The sequence below is a fragment of the Rhizobacter sp. P5_A1 genome (genome assembly GCF_056400745.1).
Genome location: NZ_JBFUKR010000007.1, coordinates 1 through 19,900 on the forward strand (window position 1 = coordinate 1; position 19,900 = coordinate 19,900).

The window sequence follows — 19,900 nt, forward strand, 5'->3', positions numbered from 1 at the left end:
CGGCTGCCCCGGTGCCCGCCGCCTCGGGCGTGCCGCCGGGCACCCCGCAGCCGGCGATGCCGCCACCGGGCAGCCCGCAGGCGTTCGCGGCGGTGATCCGCGACGCGAAGAAGACCGACGGGCTGTTCACGCTGTACCAGAAGGATGAAAGGGTCTGGATCGAGCTGAAGCCCGAAGACTTCGACAAGCCGTTCTTCCTGTCGCCGAAGATCGCGACCGGCATCGGCGAGGCGCGGGTCTACAGCGGGCGGATGGACGACGAGCACGTGATCGAGTTCCGGCGGGTCCACAACCAGGTGCAGATGATCGCGCGCAACACCGAGTACACCGCGCGCGCCGGCACGCCCGAAGGCCGCGCGGTGGCCGCCGCGTTCTCGCCCAGCCTGCTCGCGAGCACGCCGGTCGCGAGCCAGCCGCAGCCCGAACGCAAGTCGGTGCTGGTCGACGCGAACGCGCTGTTCGTCAACGACATGCTGGGCATCGGCATGCAGCTGCAGCGCAGCTACCGCCAGGGCTACGCCTTCGACGGGCGCAACTCGGCGATCACCGCGGTGCGCGTCAAGCCCGAAGGCGTGGTACTCGAGGTGCTGCAGCATTTCGCGACCGGCTCGATCGCGGCGCGCCAGCCGAACACACCGCCCGGCGCGCCGGCGCCGATGGTGCCGGCCACGCTGCCCGACCCGCGCAGCCTGTTCGTCACCGCCCACTACACGATCGCGCCGCTGCCGGCCCGGCCGATGGCGGCGCGCGCCGCGGACGCGCGCATCGGCTACTTCACCGCCTCGCACTGGGACTTCAGCGACGACCTGAACCACACGCCGATCGTGCGCAACGTGAACCGCTGGCGGCTCGAGAAGAAGGACCCGGCGGCCGCGCTGTCGGAGCCGGTCAGGCCGATCGCCTACTGGCTCGACCGCACGATCCCGCTGAAGTACCGCGACACGATCAGCGCCGGCATCCTCGAATGGAACAAGGCCTTCGAGCGCATCGGCTTCAAGGACGCGATCCAGGTCAAGATCCAGCCCGATGACGCCGATTTCGACACGCTCGACGGCGGCGCCTCGGTGCGCTGGCTGACGAACGCCTCACCGAGCTTCGGTGCGATCGGGCCCAGCCATGTCGATCCGCGCAGCGGCGAGATCCTGGCCGCGAACATCGGCATCGAGAGCCTGTCGTCGCGCTCGATCCGCGCCTCGCGTGCGCAGATCCTGAACGGCAGCACGGCCGACATCGCGAAGCTGATGCAGTTCGGCGGCGCCGCGAGCGACGAGGCCTACGACGCGCACGCCTGCATCAACGCCGAGCAGGCCGCCGATCAGCTCAGCTACGCGCTCGACGTGCTCGCCGCGCGCGGCGATCTCGATCCCGACAGCCCCGAAGCGCAGGCCTTCGTGCTCGCCTACCTTAAGGACGTGACGATGCACGAGGTCGGCCACACGCTCGGGCTGCGGCACAACTTCCGTGCCTCGCGCGCGCTCACCGACCAGCAGCTCTCCGACCCCGAGTACACGAGCACGCACGCGCTGACCGGCTCGGTGATGGAGTACGCGCCGGTCAACCTCGCGAGCCCCGGCGCGAAGCCCGTCGCGCCGTTCCAGACCACGCTCGGGCCCTATGACTACTGGGCGATCGAATACGCCTACAAGCCGCTCGCCGCGGCCGACGAGAAGACCGCGCTGGAACGCATCGCCGCGCGCAACACCGAGCCCGCGCTCGCGTTCGGCACCGACGAGGACAACTACCTCGGCATCGACCCCGACGCGCTGCAGTTCGACCTCGGCAGCGACCCGCTCGCGTTCGCGCGCAAGCGGCTCGCGATCGCGCGCGACCTGTTCAACCGCCAGGAGACGCGTGCGCTCGCGCCGGACCGCGACTACGCGGTGCTGCGCCGCTCGCTGAACTATGCGGTCAACGACGTCGCGCGTTCGGTCGGCGTGCTGGCACGCCAGATCGGCGGCGTGCGCACCTTGCGCGACTTCCCCGGCTCGGGCCGCGACCCGCTGCAGCCGGTGCCGGCCGCGGTCCAGCGCGACGCGCTCGACCAGATCTCGCGCGGCCTGTTCGCGGCCGACAGCCTGATCGTCTCGCCGGCGCTGCAGCGCCGCCTCGCGCCCGACTTCCAGGAGCGCGTCGATGCGCTCGAACGCGGCGGCGCGCCGGTCGTCACCGAATTCTCGGTGCCGGAACGCCTGCTCGGCGTGCAGCGCGCGCTGCTGAACCAGCTCATGGGCGACGAGGTCGCGGCGCGCATCATCGACAGCCAGGGCAAGGCCGCGCAGCGCGCCGATGCGCTGCAGCTCGCCGATCTCTACGCGCGCCTGGGCGGCGACATCTGGAGCGAGCTCGGCGGCTTCGACACCGGGCGCACGATCGACATCCTGGCGCCGCGCCGGGCACTGCAGCGCGAGCACCTGAACCGCATCTCGGCGATGCTGCTGCGCCCCGGCAGCGCCGGCCGCGCCGATGCGCGCAGCCTCGTGCGCGAGCAGGCGCAGGCGCTGCTGGTGCGCCTGAACGGCGCGTCGCATCGCGCGAACCTCGCGGCCGACACGCGTGCGCATTTGCGCGACAGTGCCGACGCGCTGTCGCAAGCCCTGTCGGCGCGCATGATGCGGCCGAGCTGAAGTTCGGGCGTTCTCTGCCGCCCGGGCGCCCGGCTCACTGAACGCGCGGCGCCGTCGAGGCGCCGGTCTGCGCCACCTTGGTCGTCGGCGCGAGGCGCTTGGCGACGACCACGACGCGTTCGAGCTGCACGATGCGAACCGGCGCTGCCGTCGTGGCGGCCATGCGGCGATCCGTTCCGGACACCACCGAGTCGATCGCCAGCGCACCGGCGGCGAGCAGGCAGAAGGTGAGGGCAGCGGAGAGGGTGCGGTCGATCATGGAGGCTCCTTGGGGTTCTTCGGCGCGGCCCGAGGGCTGCGTTGGAATGAACTCTAGGAGACCGGTCGCGTGCGCGACAGCGGCTTGCGATGGGCTGCAGTTTGTCGCTGTCGAAGCGCAGGAAAACAGGCTCGGGCGGTGTCGTTCTCAGTCGCGCCAGAGCCAGGCCGCGCCGCGCACGCCCGACGAGTCGCCGTGGGCGCTCTTCACCAGCTGCGTGTGCACGCGCTCGTCGCGATCCGTGCCGCTGCCGGCCCCGAACACGAACGCCCCCCACAGCCGCGGCACGTTGACGAGCAGGCTCTCGAGACCCGAGACGCCGCCCGCGAGCACGATCACTTGCGGATCGAGCACGTTGATGACCTGCGCGAGGCTGCGCGCCAGGCGCGACTCGTAGCGCCGCAGGCTCGCTTCGCAGCCGGCATCGCCCAGCGCGGCACGCGTGCCGATCTGCCACGCCTCGAGTGACTCGCCGCTGTGGGCCGCATGGTCGCGCGCGAGCGCCGGACCGCTGAGCCAGGTCTCGATGCAGCCGCGCCGGCCGCAGTAACAGCGCGGGCCGACGAGTTCCTCGCCCAGCGCCCACGGCAGCGGGTTGTGGCCCCATTCGCCCGTCAGCCCGTTCGGCCCGTTCAGCAGCGCGCCGTTCACGACGATGCCTGCGCCGACCCCGGTGCCCAGGATCACCGAGAACGAAGTCGACGCGCCGGCCGCAGCGCCGTCGGTCGCCTCGGACAGCGCCAGGCAGTTCGCATCGTTCGCGATGCGCACCGGGCGGCCGAGCGCGTCGGACAGATCGCGCTGCAGCGGTCGGCCGTTCAGGCAGTTGGAGTTCGCGTTCTTGATCAGGCCGGTGTCGGTCGCGCTGCCCGGCGTGCCGACACCGACGCTGCAGCCCGCCAGACCGAGCTCCGCTTCGGCGCGCGCGACCAGCGCTGCCACCGCGGCGACGGTGGCGGCGTAGTCGCCGGCGGGTGTCGGCACGCGTTCGCGCCAGCGGCTCGCACCGTCGCGATCGAGCACGATCGCTTCGATCTTGGTGCCGCCGAGATCGACGCCGATCGCGAATGGAGAAGGCGAGGGGGAGGGCGAAGGGGAAGACATGGCTGCGAAGCGTAGCAGCCGAAACGGGTCGCCCAAAAAAACGCCCGAGGCCCGGAGTCCGGTGGGCCTCGGGCGCGTGGACCTGGCAACGAGCCACGCCGGCCGGGCGGCGCGCGAGTCGAGGTTCAGCGGCCGGCGCTGTCGGCGCGCTTCGCGGTGATCACGACGCGATCGAGCTGCACGACGCGCACCTGCTTGGCGGCACTCGGCGCCGAGTGCGTTGCGAGGTGCGTGCTCGCCGCGTAGGTCAGCGAGCCGGTCGTGAGGATCGCGAAGGTCGCGGCGAGGGCGGTGAGGCGGCTGATCATGGCGGGGCTCCGGGTTCGTTGCGCTTCGGGGTGCGATGGAACGAACTCTAGGGGCCGATCGCGGCCGCGCGAACCGGTCTGCGATGAACCGCGTTGCCGCGCGGATGAACTGCACGGGGCGCCGATGGGCAGCGCCGCGTGCGAGCTCAGATCGCTTCGGTGCGCGTCATCAGCCACGCCAGCGCGGCGCCGTCGACCAGCGGCGCGAGCCGCGCGCGCACCGTCGCGTGGTAGGCATTGAGCCACTCGACCTCGTCGGTGCGCAGCAGCGCGCGTTCGATGCAGCGCGTGTCGATCGGGCAGAGCGTCAGCGTCTCGAACTCGAGGAACTCGCCGAACTCGGTGTTGCCATCGCCGCCCAGCCCCGCCGCCGGCACGTTCAGCACCAGGTTCTCGATCCGGATGCCCCAGCGCCCCGGCCGGTACAGCCCGGGCTCGATGCTGGTGATCATGCCGGGCTGCATCGCCATGTGCGCGTCGGGCACGACCTTCGAGATGCTCTGTGGCCCCTCGTGCACGTTCAGGAAGTAACCGACGCCGTGGCCGGTGCCGTGGCCGTAGTCGAGCCCATGCGCCCACAACGGCGCGCGCGCGATCGCGTCGAGCATCGGCGCCAGCGTGCCGCGCGGAAAGCGCGTGCGGCTCAGCGCCAGCGTACCCTTCAGCACCAGCGTGTAGTCGCGGCGATGCTGCTCGGTGATCGAGCCGATCGGCCAGACGCGCGTGATGTCGGTCGTGCCGCCGAGGTACTGGCCGCCGGAGTCGATCAGCAGCAGGCCGCCCTCGCCGGGCTTCACCTCGATCACGGCATGCGACTCGGGCGTCGCGTGATAGTGCGGCATCGCGCCGTTCGCGTTGAACGCGGCGATCGTGTTGAAGCTCAGGCCCTTGAAGCCGGGGCGCTTCGCGCGCGCGGCGCTGAGCTTCTCGTCGATCGTCAGCTCGGTGATGCGCTCGCGGCCCAGCGCGGCCTCGAACCAGGCATAGAACTCGCACATCGCGGCGCCGTCCTGCGCCATCGCGTCGCGCACGTGCGCGGCCTCGGCGGCGCTCTTGCGGCTCTTCAGCAGCGTGCTCGGGTTGATCGCCTCGAGGACGCGAACCTTGACCTGCGAGCGCAGCCCGAAGGTCACCCGCTTCGGGTCGAGCGCCAGCACCGCGTCGGGAGGCAGCGCGGCCAGCGCTGCAGCGGCGCGATCGTACGGCGCGATGTTCACGCGGTCGCGCGCGAGTGCGGCCTGCAGCGCAGCGCCGACCTTGCCGTCGCCGACGAACAGGGTCACGCCGCTCGCATCGAGCAGCGCGTGGGCGAGGAACACCGGGTTGAAGTTGACGTCGGCGCCGCGCAGGTTGAACAGCCAGGCGATGTCGTCGACCGTCGAGATGAAGTGGTGCGTCGCCCCGAGCCGCGCGACGCCCGAGCGCACCTGCGCGAGCTTGTCGGCACGCGCCAGCGGCGCATGCGGCGCGAGGTGCTCGTAGACCGCCGCGCCGGGCAGGCCCGGGCGCTCGGGCCAGACCGCGGCGAGCGCGTCGAAGTCGGTGCGCAGCAGAACGCCGGCCTGCGCGAGCGTCGCCTGCAGCAGTTGCGCAGCGGCGAGCCCGAGCACGCTGCCATCGACGCCGACGGTCGCGCCGCGCGGCACGTGCTTCGCGAGCCAGTCGACGTGATCGGTCGCGCCACCGGTCGCGATCTTCACGAGCTCGGTGCCAGTGCCCGCGAGCTCGGCTTCGGCCTGCACCCAGTAGCGGCTGTCGGCGAACACGACGGTGGTATCCAGCGTGACGACGAGCGTGCCCATCGAGCCGGTGAAGCCCGAGAGCCACTGCCGTCCTTGCCAGCGCTCGGGCAGGTACTCGGACAGGTGCGGATCGCTCGATGGCACCAGCACCGCGGCCAGTCTGTGGCGCTTCAGTTCGTCGCGGACGCGCTCGATGCGCAGGCGGTGCGTGGAGGTGCGGGTGTCCATGGTGTGGCTCCGGAAATGGGGGTCGGTTGTGCCGACAGAAGATTCTAGGGGCGTGTCCGGTGGTCGCGTCGCGCCCCGTATTGCCCGATGAGGACGCGTGCGCCCTCGATCTTCATCCACAAGGAGCCCATCATGAACTGCCATATCCAAACCACCGCCCTGCGTTTCAGTTCCAGCCTGATCAGCGTCATCGCCGTTGCCCGCAGGGCGAGGAGGCGCGATGGCGGCTGAACTCGTCTGGCGCGGCCTGGCGAACGGCGCCGTCATCTTCGCCATCGTGTGGGTTCTCCGCCGACGCGGTCAGCGCGCGGCCGGATTGCTCGCTGCCTTGCCGGTGCTCTGCGCGCCGGCGCTCTTCACCCTCTCGGTCGACCCCAGCCCGATCATCGCCACGGCGGCTGCCGTCGCGGGGCTGCATGCCACTGGGTTGACCGCCTCCCTGGTGCTGCTCTATGGCGTCGCGCGGCGTCCGCTCGGCACGCCGCTGGCGCTGCTGTTCGGCGGCGTCGGCGCACTGCTGATCGCCCATCTCAGCGGCGCGCTCGGACACGACCTGGCGCCGACGCTGGCGCTGGCCTTTGCGGCGGTCGGCCTGGCGCGGCGATTCGTGCCGCGGCTCGCGCCTGACGCCTCGATCTGTCCGTTCGTGCGTGGCTACCTCGACGGCCTGCTCGTGCGCAGCAGCTTTCTTGCGGTGCTGGCGATCGCACTGGCACCGCTCGGCGGCTGGCTGGCGTTGCCGCTGGCGACGCTGACGGCGGTCGCGGTGCTGGCCGCGATCACCGGCCGGTGTCAGCCCGGCGGCGTCGCGGGCTGTGCCGCGGCCGGCGGCTCGGCCACGACACGCGCGGAGCGCTCGTAGGTCCAGTAGGCCCAGGCCCAGTCGAGCATCACGGTCAGCCGATTGCGGAAGCCGATCAGGAAGTAGATGTGCGCAAAAAGCCAGAACAGCCAGGCGAAGAGGCCGGAGAAGCGCAGCGCACCGAACCACGGCACGGTCAGGTCGACGACCGCAGCCTTGCGGCCCACGGTCGCGAGGTTGCCGTAGTCGACGTAGCGGAACGGAAGCGTCGGTTCGCCGCGCAGACGCCGCAGCAGGTTGGCCGCGGTCGCGCGGCCCATCTGCTTCGCGGCCGGGCTCACACCGGGGACCGGCGTCGGCTTGCCGCGCGCTGGATCGACCGGGTGGCTCATCGCCGAGGCCAGGTCGCCGATCACCGCGATCTCGGGATGCCCGGGCAGGCACAGGTCGGGCCCGACGAGCACGCGGCCGGCGCGGTCGAGCGTCGCGCCGGCGCTCGCGGCGAGCTCCCGGCCGAGGCGCGAGCCGGCGACGCCGGCGGCCCAGATCACGGTCTTGCTCGGCAGGCGGTGCTGCGTCACGGTTTCGCCCTCGCGCGTCTCGTAGTCGACGCCATCGGCATCGATGCCGGTCACCTTGCAGCCGGTGCGCACGTCGACGCCGAGCCGGGCGAGCTGCTCGCGCGCGCGCCGCGAGAGCTCGGGCACGAACGCGCCGAGCACGCGCTCGGAGCCTTCCATCAGCACGACGCGCGTGTGGGTCGAGTCGATGCGCCGGAACTCCTGCGGCAGCGTGTGCTGCGCGATCTCGGTCATCGTGCCGGCCATCTCGACGCCGGTCGGCCCGGCGCCGATCACGACGAAGGTCATCCACGGCTCGCGCTCGGCCGCGTCGGTCAGGCGCTCGGCGCGCTCGAATGCGCCGATCACGCGTGCGCGGATCTTGAATGCGTCGTCGAGCGTCTTCAGCCCCGGCGCGAAGCGGGCCCAGTCGTCGTGGCCGAAATAGCTGTGGGTCGCCCCGGCGGCGACGATCAGGTGGTCATAGGGCAGCGCGTCGGCGTCGTCGCGATCGCCGTCGAGCAGCACGCGCTGCGCGGCGACATCGATGCCGATCGCCTCGGCCTGCAGGATCGTCAGGTTGCCGCGCCGCATCTCGCGCCGCAGCGTGTGGCGGATCGGCGCGCTGACCGCCGGCGCCGACAGGCCCGCGGTGGCGACCTGGTACAGCAGCGGTTGGAAGAGATGGTGATTCGTGCGGTCGATCAACGTGATCTCGACCTGCGCCTTCGACAGGCTGCGCACCGCCTCGATGCCGCCGAAGCCGCAGCCGATGATCACGACCCGAGGGACGGCGGCCCCTCGAGCGACGAGTGCGCCGGTCGATCCCGCGGCGCTCATGCGCTGATCTCCGAGGCCTGGCCCATCGCGCGCAACCGGTTGCCGACCATCTGGATGTGGCTGCGCAGCGAGTACAGCTCGTCGGCATAGCTCAGTGGCACGGTCACGCCCTCGACGCGCGCCTCGATCGCGTCCAGGTCGTGCAGCAGCTCGGCCGGCGGCCGCTTGCCGACCGCGTCTTCGACCTCGCGCAGCTGCGCGTACCAGCGGAAGATGCGCGAGCGGATGCGGAACTGGTACAGCGGCGGCAGCATCCGCGAGAGCGGGATCAGGATCGCGATGATCGAGACCAGCACCGGCCACATGCGCTCGACCAGGTTCGCCAGCCAGAACGGCAGGTAGCGCTGCAGCACCGGCGTGCCGTTGGCGTAGAAGCGCTCGGCCTCCTTCGCGAGCGGCTGCTCGGTTCCGCTGGCCTTCGGGAAGTCGCCCTTGCGCTGGAACCAGCCGGCGCCACCATGCACCTGCTGCGCCGCCTGGATGAACAGCTGCAGCAGCGCCGGATGCGTGTTGGCGCGTGCCAGCAGCGTGGCCGTCGGCGCGAGCAGGTGCACGTCGCGCGGCGGCACGTCGCTGGCCAGGTCGACCACGCCGCGCGGCAGCACCACCGGCGCGAGGAACGGGAACTGGCGCGAGTAGGCGTCGGCCTGGGCGAAGTCATAGAGCGCGATGCCCGGCGTCTGCAGCAGCATCTGCACGATCAGCGCCTCGGGCGCCGACGCGAACACCAGCGCGTCGATGTCGCCGGCGAGCAGGTCGACGGTGGCTGGCGTCTGCGCCTTGCGCACCAGCGTCAGGCTCTTCGCGTCGATCCGGTTCGCCTCGATCAGCTTGCGCATCAGGTTGGGCGCGCCGCTGCCTTTCGCGCCGATGTTCAGGCGCCAGCCGGGCAGCTGCGACAGGCTCGTCAGCGTCGGCGTGTGCAGCAGGCGTTGCGCAGAATCGATGCGGTAGAACAGCCAGACCGGCTCGTAGAACAGGCTGCCGAGCGACACCAGCCCGGCCTCTTCGTCGTCGCCGTCGGCCGGCGCGAGCGAATCAGCCTCCTTGCGCTGGCGGTCGCCGGCGCCGCCTTGCACGAACGCGATGTCGACGCCCGAGTTCGGGTCGTGGAGGAGACGCAGGTTCTCGGCCGCGCCGGCGGTCGTGCGCAGCTCGACCGCGATGCCATAGCCCTTCAGGATCTGCGCATAGCGCTTGCCGAACTCGGCGTATGCGCCTTGCTCGGCGCCGGTCGCGAGGACGACCTTCTTCGGCGGCGTCGGATCGAGCACCCAGTAGGCGAGGGCGAGCAGCGCCAGCGCCAGCACGATGAACGGGCCGAAGGTCGCGAGCAGGTCGCGGAACGAGAGCAGGGTGTGGCGCAGCGTCGCAGGCATGGTCGGCACGATACATCGGGTATGCGGGGTATGCTTTTCGGATGCGACTGCTGCTGGTGGAAGACGACCGGATGATCGGCGAGAGCCTGCGCGGCGCGCTGCGCCTCGAGGGCCACGCGGTCGACTGGGTGCGCGACCTGGCCGCGGCGCAGGCCACGCTCGCGAGCGAACACTTCGACCTCGTGCTGCTCGACCTGGGCCTGCCGGCGAGCGGCGCGCCGGGCGCCGAGACGCGCGCCGGCGGCGGCCTCGAACTGCTGCACGCGCTGCGCGCGCGGCACGACGCGACGCCGGTGATCGTGCTGACCGCGCGCGACGGCCCGGGCGACAAGGTCGCCGGCCTCGACGCCGGCGCCGACGACTACCTCGTCAAGCCATTCGAGCTCGACGAGCTCGCCGCGCGCATCCGCGCCGTGTCGCGCCGGCACAGCGGGCGGGCCGAGCCGGCGCTGGCGTTCGGCAGCGTCACGCTCGACCCCGCGACGCGCCAGGTCACGCGCGGCGGCGTGCCGGTGCTGCTCTCGGCGCGCGAGTTCGCGGTGCTCGAGGCCTTGATGCTGCGGCCCGGCGCGCTGCTCTCGCGTGCGCAGCTCGAGGACCGGCTCTACGGCTGGGGCGAGGAGATCGAGAGCAACGCGGTCTCGGTCTACATCCACCAGCTGCGCCGCAAGCTCGGCGCCGATTTCATCCAGAACATCCGCGGTGTCGGCTATTTCGTCGGCGGCGAACCGCCCAAACCATGAGCCCCCACGTCGCTACGCTCCTGCCCCCCGAGGGGGCACCGCCCTACTTGGGGCGGCCCGGCGCTCGGGCGGTGCCGAAATGAACTCGATCCGCGTCCGGGTGCTGCTGTCGGTGCTCGGGATGCTCGTCGTCACGGCCGTCGTGATGGGTGCGGTGACCTATCGCAACGTGCTGGCCGAGACCGAGGCGCTGTTCGACTACCAGCTGCGCCAGATGGCGTTCTCGCTGCGCGACCAGGGCGAGATCGCGCCGGCGCAGGCGAGCACGCTGGCCGACGAGCAGCTCGACTTCGTCGTGCAGATCTGGACCGAGGACGGCCGCATCATCTACCCGCCGCGCCTGCGCAACGACCTGCCGACGCGCGCGCTGCTCGGCCTGGCCGACGTCACCGTGCGGGGCAAGACCTGGCGCACGTTCAGTGTCGCGACGCGCGACCGCGTGATCCAGGTCGCGCAGCCGCTGCAGATCCGGCAGAGCCTCGCGGCCGGCGCGGCGCTGCGCAGTGTCGCGCCGCTGCTCTTCATCGCGCCGGCGATGGCGCTCGTCTTCTGGTGGCTTGCGGCGCGCACGCTGGCGCCGCTGCGGCGCGTGGCCGACGGCGTGCGCACGCGCGACGAGCAGTCGCTGCAGCCTTTGCCGACGGTCGGCTTGCCCGACGAGGTCGCGCCGCTCGTCGGCGCACTGAACGGCCTGCTGCAGCGACTCGATGCCTCGCTCGGCGTGCAGCGCGCGTTCGTCGCCGACGCGGCGCACGAGCTGCGTTCGCCGCTGACGGCGCTGAAGCTGCAGATGCAGCTGCTGCAGCGCGCGCCCGACGACGCGGCGCGCGCGCAGGCCGCGCAGGCGCTGAACGCCGGCATCGACCGCGCGGCGCGGCTGGTCGAGCAGCTGCTGGCGCTGGCCCGCACCGAGCCCGGTGCGTCGCTGGCCCAACCGGTCGACCTCGAGCTGGGCGAGGTCGTGCGCGCCGCGGTGGCCGAGACCGTGCCATTCGCGCGTTCGCGCGGGACGACGATGGCGCTCTTCGCCGATGCGCCGGTGCCCATGCGCGGCGATGCCGCGGCGCTGGCGGTACTGGCGCGCAACCTCGTCGACAACGCCGTGCGCTATTCGCCGCACGGCTCGCGCGTGGAGCTGCGTGTGTCGCGCCCGGGCGGCGCAGCGCGGCTGTGCGTCGACGATGCCGGGCCGGGCATTCCGGTCGAGGAGCGCGCCCGGGTGTTCGATCGCTTCTACCGGCATGCGGCCGGCGGCGAGGCCGGCAGCGGGCTGGGCCTGGCGATCGTGCGCAGCGTGGCCGAGCGGCATGGCGCGACGGTGTCGCTGAGCGAGTCGCCGCTCGGCGGGCTGCGCGTGGCGGTCGGCTTCGGGCCGGCCTCCACAGAGAAAACGACGCCGCCGGCGCCGGCTCTGCCTACACTAGCGGCCGTGGCGCCGGCCGGCGCCATTTCCCATCACGACACTTCTCCCCGAGGCGATTCATGAAACCTGGCGTTGCGAGTCTGGCGGTCACACTGATGTTGGCGACGAGCGCGTTCGCCGCGCCCCCGAAACCCATCAGCGTCGACAAGTCGGCGAATTTCCTGATCGACCCCGAGATTGCCGAGAAGATCTGGAAAGACAACATGTCGGCGCGTGTCGCCAAGCTCTATCCGACGAAGAAGTTCCGCTTCGTCAGCGAGGTGACCGGCGGCTTCAACGAGGGCAAGACCTGTGTCGTGACGGCGCGCGCGATGCTGCTGCCGGTCGTGCTGCTGCCGATGCAGGGCCGCAAGGTCATCTACGCGCCGATCAAGTCGGCGACCGCGTTCGACGCGATACCCGGCCTGAGCCGCGAGCAGTGCCAGGATCTGGGCAAGACCAAGCTGAAGGAAGCCGTTCAGTCGGTCACGTCGGCGCTGGCCGCCGGCTGATCGCGCGCGCCGGCGTTTTCGGTGCGCGCCGCCAGCAATTCGGCGGTGAGCCGGCCGACGTCGGCCGAGAAGCGCGCCGCGACCAGCTCGATCATCTTGAAGCCGAAGGCCGGGTTCTGGTAATAGAGCTGCTTCACCGTGCTCTCGTCGATCGACAGCACCGTGCTGTCTTCGGCGCAGCGCGCCGTCAGGCGCCGGCGCCGGTCGGGCGAGAAGAACGCGAGCTCGCCGAAGATCTGCCCGGGGCCGATGCTGCCGCCGATCTCGACCAGCTCGATCCGGCCGTCGGCCAGCAGGTAGAGCCGGTCGCCGATGTCGCCCTGCTTGAACAGCACGCTGCCGGCGCGCATGCGCTTGCTGCGCATGTAGGGCCGCAGCCAGACGGCCGACATCTCACCCTGGATCCGCACCGCCTTGACGCGCCGCGTCAGCCGCACCATCTCGCCGAGGCGGTACAGGTTGATCGGCAGCAGCGCCGCGTGCAGCAGCAGCATCGGGTACGAGGGGTGCAGCGCGCCGTAGGCGACGAAACCGATGTTGCTGCCGATCGCGAGCCAGCGCAGCGGGATCATCGTCTTCACGAAACTGCTGACGAGCACGAACGCGCCGGCCACGACGACGGAGAGCACCGCCAGCATCTCACTCGGCGACTCCACCGCCTGCGCGCCATAGCGGCCGGCCTCGGAAATCAGGTCTGCAAACAAGACAGCGGCCCTCTCGGTGAACGGGCGGCACGGCCCGCGTTGCTTTTGATCACTGGTTCGACATTGTGCGGTCGGCTCGCACGAATCGGTCAATCTCGGGTACAACTGCGGCGATGCGCCACCTCCGTACCCCCCACCGTCTCGTGAGTGCTGCGGCGCTCGTCGCCTTCGCGTTCGGCCCCGCCGGCGGCCTGACGGCGCGCGCCGCCGACGACCCGGCTTCGGCGGGCGCGGCCAGCGCGGCGATCGCGCCGTTCTCGAGCGCCGCGGTGGGCGAACCGCCGGCGGCCTGGAAGTTCGCGACCCTGCCGAACAAGGTGCCGACGAAGTACACGATCGCCGATCTCGCCGGCACGCGTGTGCTGAAGGTCGAGTCCGACGAGTCCTACGGCAACCTCGTGCACGCGATGCGCGTGCCGGTCAGCGAACGCGCCGTGCTGGCCTGGCGCTGGCGCGTCGACAAGCTGCTCGAGGAGGCCGACCTCAAGGCCCGCGGCGGCGACGATTCGGCGGCCAAGCTGTGCGTGTTCTTCGGCTTCGACGGCAGCAAGCTCCCGTTCGGCGAGCGCACCAAGCTCGCGCTGGCGCGCTCCAGCACCGGCCAGGACGTGCCGACCGAGACGCTGTGCTACGTCTGGGACAACAAGCTCGCGATCGACACCTCGCTCGCGAGCCCGTTCACGAAGCGCATCCGCTACATCGTGCTGCAGAGCGGCGCGTCGAAGCTGCGGCAGTGGATCGCACAGAAGCGCGACCTGGTCACCGATTACCAGCGCGTGTTCGGCGACGAATCCGAGGGCAAGACGCCCGACGTCACCGGCGTCGCGGTGCAGGCCGACGCCGACAACACGCACGGCCACGGCCTGTCGTACTTCGGCGACATCACGCTGACGCCTTGATCGTCGGCCCGGCGGCACGCCGCAGCGCGGCGCGTGCCAGCAGGCGGGTCGAGTCGAGAGTCGGCAATGGCGAGTTCGCGTCGTCGATGATCAACGGGATCTCGGTGCAGCCGAGCACGACCGCATCGCAGCCCGCGTCGCGCATCCGCGCGATCACGCGCCGGAAGCTTGCGATCGACGCGGGCTTGAAGACGCCGGCGACGAGCTCGTCCATGATGATGCGATCGACCTCGTCGCGTTCGGCGTCGTGCGGGCGCAGGTACTGCAGCCCGACGGCGCCGAGCTTCTCGGGGTAGACCTCGCTGTCGACGAGCCAGCGCGTGCCCGTCACGGCGAGGCGCCGAAAGCCGCGCGCGAGCGCTTCCGCGGCGACGACCTCGGCGATGTGCAACCACGGCAGCGGCGAGCGCGCTTCGATCTGCGGCAGCGCCTGATGGATCGTGTTGTCGGGGCAGATCAGGAAGTCGGCGCCGGTCTTCGCGAGCTTGGCGGCGGACGACAGCATCAGCGCACCGACACCCTCCCAGTCGCCGCGTTCGAGGCAAGCCACGTAGTCGGCGAGCGAGTGCGTGTGCAGCGAGATCTCGGGATGCGCATGCGCGCCGAGCCAGCGTGCGCCCTCGGCGCAGATCGTGCGATAGCACAGTGCGGCGCCTTCAGCGGAGCAGGCGACGATGCCGATGTGCTGCAGGTGGGTGGGCTTCATCGGAACTCGCTCGAGGGCTGGCACGAAGGGCCTCCAAAGCATAGGCCATCGCCCGGCCTTCTTAACCTTCGCTTAACCCGGCGCTAACCCAGCCCTAACCGGGCGCCCCTATCTTTGCTCGCATGCGGAATGTTCCGCGATGCTGTCCGAGCAAGGAGCGAACATGAAACTCAAACCCCTGAGCGCGGCGCTGGCCGCCGCGGGTGTGCTGGCCGTCGGAACGGCCGGCGCGATCGATTTGCCGGGCTGGCTGAAGGGCAAGCCCGCCGTCACGCAGGAGTCGCAGAACTCGGCCTCGGCCTACAAGGCCGTGTCCGACATCTCCGCGCCGCCACCGGTGCCGATGCTCGCGGCGCAGAACGTGCCGAACTACCGCGCGATCGTGAAGACCTTCGGCCCCGCGGTCGTCGGCGTCACGGTCGCCGGCATGCACCAGGCCACGGCGCAGGAGCAGGGTGGCTTGCCGCCCGGACTGGAAGACGACCCGTTCTTCCGCTTCTTCCGTGGCATGCCGGGCTTTCAGCAGCGCGGCCGCCAGGGTGGGCAGGTGCCGTTCAAGGGCATGGGCTCGGGCTTCATCATCAGCGCCGACGGGCTGATCCTGACCAACGCGCACGTCGTGCGCGAAGCGAAGGACGTGACCGTCAAGCTCAGCGACCGCCGCGAGTTCACCGCGAAGGTGCTGGGCTCGGACCCGAGCACCGACATTGCCGTGCTGCGCATCAACGCGAAGGATCTGCCGACCGTGCGGATCGGCGACGCGCGCAACCTCGAGGTCGGCGACCCGGTGCTCGCGATCGGCGCGCCGTACGGTCTGGAGCAGACCGCGACGCAGGGCATCGTCAGTGCGAAGGGCCGCTCGCTGCCCGGCGACAACACGGTGATCCCGTTCATCCAGACCGATGCGGCCGTGAACCCCGGCAACTCCGGCGGGCCGCTGTTCGACGGCAGCGGCACGGTGGTCGGCATCAACGCGCAGATCTACTCGCAGAGCGGCGGCTTCCAGGGCCTGTCGTTCTCGATCCCGATCAATGTCGCGATGAAGGTGAAGGACCAGATCGTCGCAACCGGCAAGGCCTCGCACGCGCGGCTCGGCGTGACGATCCAGGATCTGAACCAGTCGCTCTCCGAATCGTTCGGCCTGAAGCGGCCGGATGGCGCGCTGATCGCGAACGTGGCGCCGAACAGCGCGGCGGCAGCGGCCGGGCTCAAGTCGGGCGACGTGGTCACCGAGGTCAACGGTCAGCCGGTCGTGCGTTCGGGCGAGCTGTCGAGCCTGATCGGCCTGTCGGCGCCGGGCGACAAGGTCAAGCTGAAGGTCTGGCGCGACCGCACGGCGCGGGACGTCGAGGTCAAGCTCGGCGGCACCGACGCGCGCACGCAGCTCGCCGAGGCCGAGGACGGCGCGCAGCCCGGCCAGCTCGGCCTCGCGATGCGGCCGCTGACGCGCGACGAGCGCAAGGAGGCGAAGGTCGAGCAGGGCTTGGTGATCGAAAACGTCAGCGGCGCGGCCGAGGCGGCGGGCATCCAGCCGGGCGACGTGCTGCTCGCCATCAACGGCCGGCCGGTGCAATCGGTCGATCAGGTCAAGCAGGTGCTGCAAGGCAAGCCGAAGAGCGTTGCGCTGCTCGTGCAGCGCGATGGCGACAAGATCTTCGTGCCGGTGAACCTCGGCTGATTGGCGAAGGAGCGAGTCATGAGCAGGATCTTCCAGCGCGGCGGCGCCGCCTTTGCAGCGCTCCTCGGTGCGGTGATCGCGCTGCCAGCCGGCGCGGCCGACGGCCAGCTGCCGCCGGAGCGCCGGGCGGGCGTTGCGTCGTACTTGTCGGGCGGCATCGGCGCGGGCGAGGCCGAACGCTTCCAGGCGGCGTTCAAGCGCTACCCGCTGGTGGTACAGCTGTTCGAGAACGCCGGCGCGCGCGACGAGTACACCGCCGACGCACGCGTCAGGATCACCGACACGAAGGGGCAGCTGGTGCTCGACGAGCAAGCCGACGGCCCGTTCATGCTGGTGCACCTGCCGGCGGGCGACTACCGCATCTCGGCCACGCTGAAGGGCCGCAGCCTGGCCGAACACGTCGTGCATGTGACCGACAGCGGCCACGCGAAGACCACGTTCGTGTTCCCGAAGGACGTCGACTGAGTCAGACGAAGCGGGCGCGCCGAAGCCCGATCACAGATCGGTGCGCAGCTTCCAGATTTCGGGGAACAGCACGACGTCGAGCATCTTGCGCAGGTAGCCGACGCCCGAGGTGCCGCCGGTGCCGCGCTTGAAGCCGATCACGCGCTCGACCGTCGTGACATGGCGGAAGCGCCAGAGCCGGAAGGCATCTTCGAGGTCGGTGAGTTCCTCGCCGAGCTGGTAGAGGTCCCAGTGCGCTTCGGGGTCGCGGTAGGCGACCAGCCAGGCCTGCTCGACGGCGTCGCTCGACACGTAGGGCTGGGTCCAGTCGCGCTCGAGGTGCGAGGCCGGAACCGGCAGGCCGCGCCGCGCGAGCAGGCGCAGCGATTCGTCGTACAGCGACGGCGCCCGCCACGCTGCCTCGACGCGCGCGAGCAGGTCGGGCCGATGCGCATGCGGCTTCAGCATCGCGGCATTCTTGTTGCCGAGCATGAACTCGATGCAGCGGTACTGCGCGCTCTGAAAGCCGCTGCTGTTGCTGAGGTAGGGCCGGATCGCCGAGTACTCCGGCGGCGTCATCGTCGCGAGCACGTCCCATGCGTGAACCAACTGCTCCATGATCTTGCTGACGCGCGCGAGCATCTTGAACGCGCTCCCGAGCTCGTCGCTCGCGACGCACTTCACCGCGGCCGTCAGCTCGTGCAGCAGCAGCTTCATCCACAGCTCGGTGGTCTGGTGCTGCACGATGAAGAGCATCTCGTTGTGCGACGGCGAAAGCGGATGCTGCGCGTTCAGGATCTCGTCGAGGTGCAGGTAGTCGCTGTAGCTCATGTCCTTCGAGAAGTCGAGCTGCGCGCCTTCGTCGGCGACGATCTTTTCGGTTGGGTCGGTCATGGCCGTGTGCTCAGGTGACCGCGGCGCGCTGGTTGAAGCGGGCTTCGCGCCATTCGCCGCCGGCCAGCACCCCGCTCAGGTGATCTGCCGCGTCCCACACGTCGACGAAGCGCGTGTACAGCGGCGTGAAGCCGAAGCGCAGCAGGTCCGCGGAGTCGACGTCGACGGCGTCGGCGGGCCCAGCGCCGGGCCGCCCCAAGCGGGCCCGCACCCCCTCGGGGGGTGGCGTGGTACTCCGCGCCGGGGGTCCCATCGCACCGGCGCGGAAGTCGCCGATGACCTCCCGCGCGATGAGGGCCTGCATGATCGCGTAGCCACTCGGATGCGCGAAGCTGACCTGGCTGCCGCGCAGCGCCGCGTCGCGCGGCGTCACGAGCGCCAGGCCCTGGTCTTTGCAGCGCGCTTCGACGAGCTCGATGAACAGCGCCGTGAGCGCGGTCGACTTGCGCCGCAGCGCCGCCATGCCGCCGTGCGCCTCGGCCTTCAGGAACACATCGACACCGCATTCGAGCGCCGCCATCGACAGCACCGGCGGCGTGCCGCAGACGAAGCGCTGAATGCCCGACGCCGGCCGGTAGTCGGTCGTGAACGCGAACGGCGCCGCGTGGCCGAGCCAGCCCGAAAGCGGCTGGCGCAGCTGCTCGCGATCCATGCGGGCCGTGTGGCGCGGGTGCGCCCAGACGAAGGCCGGCGCGCCCGGGCCGCCGTTCAGGTACTTGTAGCCGCAGCCGACCGCGAAGTCGGCGTCGGCGAGCCGTAGATCGACCGGCAGCGCGCCGGCGGAATGGCAGAGATCCCAGATCACGAGCGCACCGGCAGCGTGGGCCGCCTGCGTGATCGGCGCGATGTCGTGGACACGCCCGGTACGGTAGTTGACCTGCGTCAGCATCAGGATCGCGAGCTCGTCGTTCAGGTGTGCGGGAATCTCGTCCGCATCGACCAGCTTCAGCACCAGGCCATGCTCGCGCGCGACGCTGTCGGCGATGTACAGATCGGTCGGGAAGTTGCTGCGCTCGGAGACGATGCAGCGGCGCGCCGCCGACGCCCCGCCCAGCGCGACCGCCGACTTCAGCGCCTTGTACAGGTTCACCGAGGTCGAGTCGCCGACGATCAGCTCGCCGGGGCCGGCGCCGACCAGCCTGGCGATCTTGTCGCCGATGCGCTGCGCGAGGTCGATCCAGCCGGCGGTGTTCCAGCTGCGGATCAGGTCGTTGCCCCATTCACGCTGCACGACTTGCGCGATGCGCGCCGGCGCGGCCTTCGGCAGCACGCCGAGCGAATTGCCGTCGAGGTAGATCACGCCGTCGGGCAGCAGGAACTCGTCGCGCAGCGAGGCGAGGGTGTCGGCGGCGTCGAGCGCGGCGCAGTCTTGTCGGGTCGTCGTCATGGCAGTTCTCGCAGGATCGCGCGCACCGGCGAGGCGTCGGCCAGCGTCAGTTTCAACGGCAGGGCGATCAGTTCGTAGTCGCCCGCGGGCACCTCGTCGAGCACGAGGTTCTCCAGCACGCGCAGGTCGTGCCGCAACAGCAGCGAGTGGCTTTCCAGCGTCTTGCTGTCGGCCGGGTCGACCGACTGGCTGTCGATACCGACCAGGCGCACGCCGAGCGACGCGAGCCACGCGATCGTCTCGGGCGCGAAGGCCGAGAACTCGGGCGACCATTGCGTCGGTGCCTTCCGGCAGGTGCGCACCAGCACGCGCGGCGGTAGCCGGTCGGCCGCGTGGGCGAGATGCGCTGGGCACACCAGCGGCCCGCAATCGATCGCATGGATCACGCGGCACGGGCCGAGGTACGGCGCGAGATCGACCGCGCCGATCGTCGGCGCACCGGGCCCGTAGTGCAGCGGCGCATCGGCATGCGCGCCGATGTGCGGCGACATCGTGATCGCGCTCAGGTTGACCGGGCAGCCGGGGGCGATCTGCGCGGTCCATTGCTGCGAGTAGCCGGTGTCGCCGGGGAACAGCGGCGAGTCGGGTGCGATCGGCGGGGAGATGTCCCAGAGCTTGGCAGTCGTCATGGCGAAGCGAAGGTAGCACCGGCGAATCGGGCGTGGTGTCGGTTTTTTCGCACACC

General features: G+C 70.8%; 19 protein-coding genes. 8 read left to right on the forward strand and 11 right to left on the reverse strand.

The window, feature by feature from the left end:
• The coding region (locus AC1DTW_RS09395) for a zinc-dependent metalloprotease (protein WP_477980789.1) at positions 1–2,624 on the forward strand (2,624 nt) is incomplete at its 5' end.
• Positions 2,625–2,658: 34 nt separating this feature from the next.
• On the opposite strand, the gene AC1DTW_RS09400 is transcribed toward AC1DTW_RS09395, so the two are convergent.
• The 4 genes from AC1DTW_RS09400 to AC1DTW_RS09415 all read right to left on the reverse strand — a co-directional run bounded on the left by AC1DTW_RS09400 (position 2,659) and on the right by AC1DTW_RS09415 (position 6,265).
• On the reverse strand, positions 2,659–2,883 hold the full coding sequence (locus AC1DTW_RS09400) for a hypothetical protein (protein ID WP_477980790.1): 225 nt from the start codon (positions 2,881–2,883) through the stop codon (positions 2,659–2,661).
• 147 nt (positions 2,884–3,030) lie between these two features.
• Entirely contained in the window at positions 3,031–3,987 is a 957-nt protein-coding gene (locus tag AC1DTW_RS09405; protein ID WP_477980791.1) for an ROK family protein, read from the reverse strand.
• Positions 3,988–4,112: 125 nt separating this feature from the next.
• Positions 4,113–4,295, reverse strand: coding sequence for a hypothetical protein (locus AC1DTW_RS09410; RefSeq protein WP_477980792.1), 183 nt, complete (start codon positions 4,293–4,295; stop codon positions 4,113–4,115).
• A gap of 146 nt (positions 4,296–4,441) precedes the next feature.
• Positions 4,442–6,265, reverse strand: a complete 1,824-nt coding sequence (locus AC1DTW_RS09415) for an aminopeptidase P family protein (protein WP_477980793.1) — start codon at positions 6,263–6,265, stop codon at positions 4,442–4,444.
• A 220-nt stretch (positions 6,266–6,485) separates the two neighbouring features.
• On the opposite strand from AC1DTW_RS09415, the gene AC1DTW_RS09420 reads away from it, so the two are divergent.
• Positions 6,486–7,127, forward strand: coding sequence for a hypothetical protein (locus AC1DTW_RS09420; RefSeq protein ID WP_477980794.1), 642 nt, complete (start codon positions 6,486–6,488; stop codon positions 7,125–7,127).
• Here AC1DTW_RS09420 and AC1DTW_RS09425 read toward each other — a convergent pair.
• Both AC1DTW_RS09425 and AC1DTW_RS09430 read right to left on the reverse strand, forming a co-directional pair.
• Positions 7,058–8,467: an NAD(P)/FAD-dependent oxidoreductase gene (locus tag AC1DTW_RS09425; protein WP_477980795.1), complete on the reverse strand. Its 1,410-nt coding sequence runs from the start codon at positions 8,465–8,467 to the stop codon at positions 7,058–7,060. The genes AC1DTW_RS09420 and AC1DTW_RS09425 overlap by 70 nt on opposite strands.
• Entirely contained in the window at positions 8,464–9,846 is a 1,383-nt protein-coding gene (locus tag AC1DTW_RS09430) for a TAXI family TRAP transporter solute-binding subunit (protein ID WP_477981059.1), read from the reverse strand. The genes AC1DTW_RS09425 and AC1DTW_RS09430 overlap by 4 nt, the downstream gene beginning before the upstream one ends.
• A 41-nt stretch (positions 9,847–9,887) precedes the next feature.
• Between AC1DTW_RS09430 and AC1DTW_RS09435 the strand changes: the two genes are divergently transcribed.
• From AC1DTW_RS09435 to AC1DTW_RS09445, 3 genes are all read left to right on the forward strand, one after another.
• Positions 9,888–10,589: a response regulator gene (locus AC1DTW_RS09435; protein ID WP_477980796.1), complete on the forward strand. Its 702-nt coding sequence runs from the start codon at positions 9,888–9,890 to the stop codon at positions 10,587–10,589.
• Positions 10,590–10,668: 79 nt separating this feature from the next.
• Positions 10,669–12,075 carry an ATP-binding protein gene (locus AC1DTW_RS09440; RefSeq protein WP_477980797.1) on the forward strand — a complete coding sequence of 469 codons (1,407 nt, stop codon included), beginning with the start codon at positions 10,669–10,671 and terminating at the stop codon, positions 12,073–12,075.
• The gene (locus AC1DTW_RS09445; RefSeq protein WP_477980798.1) at positions 12,072–12,503 is read left to right on the forward strand and encodes a hypothetical protein; all 432 of its coding nucleotides are present in this window, start codon (positions 12,072–12,074) and stop codon (positions 12,501–12,503) included. Before AC1DTW_RS09440 ends, AC1DTW_RS09445 begins: the two co-directional genes overlap by 4 nt.
• Here the strand turns inward: AC1DTW_RS09445 and AC1DTW_RS09450 are convergent.
• Positions 12,470–13,207 carry a cyclic nucleotide-binding domain-containing protein gene (locus tag AC1DTW_RS09450; protein ID WP_477980799.1) on the reverse strand — a complete coding sequence of 246 codons (738 nt, stop codon included), beginning with the start codon at positions 13,205–13,207 and terminating at the stop codon, positions 12,470–12,472. The two genes, AC1DTW_RS09445 and AC1DTW_RS09450, sit on opposite strands and share 34 nt — an antisense overlap.
• Positions 13,208–13,350: 143 nt before the next feature.
• Here AC1DTW_RS09450 and AC1DTW_RS09455 point away from each other — a divergent pair, with 143 nt between their 5' ends.
• A complete protein-coding gene (locus AC1DTW_RS09455; protein WP_477980800.1) occupies positions 13,351–14,106 on the forward strand; it encodes a DUF3047 domain-containing protein in 756 nt (251 codons plus the stop codon).
• Here the strand turns inward: AC1DTW_RS09455 and AC1DTW_RS09460 are convergent.
• Positions 14,090–14,812, reverse strand: coding sequence for an aspartate/glutamate racemase family protein (locus AC1DTW_RS09460; protein ID WP_477980801.1), 723 nt, complete (start codon positions 14,810–14,812; stop codon positions 14,090–14,092). The genes AC1DTW_RS09455 and AC1DTW_RS09460 overlap by 17 nt on opposite strands.
• 163 nt (positions 14,813–14,975) lie before the next feature.
• On the opposite strand from AC1DTW_RS09460, the gene AC1DTW_RS09465 reads away from it, so the two are divergent.
• Positions 14,976–16,490 (forward strand): Do family serine endopeptidase, encoded by a 1,515-nt coding sequence (locus AC1DTW_RS09465; RefSeq protein WP_477980802.1) that lies wholly within the window; start codon positions 14,976–14,978, stop codon positions 16,488–16,490.
• A gap of 18 nt (positions 16,491–16,508) precedes the next feature.
• Positions 16,509–16,955 carry a carboxypeptidase regulatory-like domain-containing protein gene (locus tag AC1DTW_RS09470; RefSeq protein ID WP_477980803.1) on the forward strand — a complete coding sequence of 149 codons (447 nt, stop codon included), beginning with the start codon at positions 16,509–16,511 and terminating at the stop codon, positions 16,953–16,955.
• A gap of 30 nt (positions 16,956–16,985) precedes the next feature.
• On the opposite strand, the gene kynA is transcribed toward AC1DTW_RS09470, so the two are convergent.
• Genes kynA through kynB form a run of 3 tightly spaced genes read right to left on the reverse strand, consistent with a single transcriptional unit; the run spans position 16,986 to position 19,844 of the window.
• On the reverse strand, positions 16,986–17,828 hold the full coding sequence (gene kynA / locus AC1DTW_RS09475; RefSeq protein WP_477980804.1) for a tryptophan 2,3-dioxygenase: 843 nt from the start codon (positions 17,826–17,828) through the stop codon (positions 16,986–16,988).
• Between the two features lie 10 nt (positions 17,829–17,838).
• The gene (gene kynU / locus AC1DTW_RS09480; protein WP_477980805.1) at positions 17,839–19,215 is read right to left on the reverse strand and encodes a kynureninase; all 1,377 of its coding nucleotides are present in this window, start codon (positions 19,213–19,215) and stop codon (positions 17,839–17,841) included.
• Positions 19,212–19,844 (reverse strand): arylformamidase, encoded by a 633-nt coding sequence (kynB, locus tag AC1DTW_RS09485; protein ID WP_477980806.1) that lies wholly within the window; start codon positions 19,842–19,844, stop codon positions 19,212–19,214. Before kynB ends, kynU begins: the two co-directional genes overlap by 4 nt.
• Between the last annotated feature and the right edge of the window lie 56 nt (positions 19,845–19,900).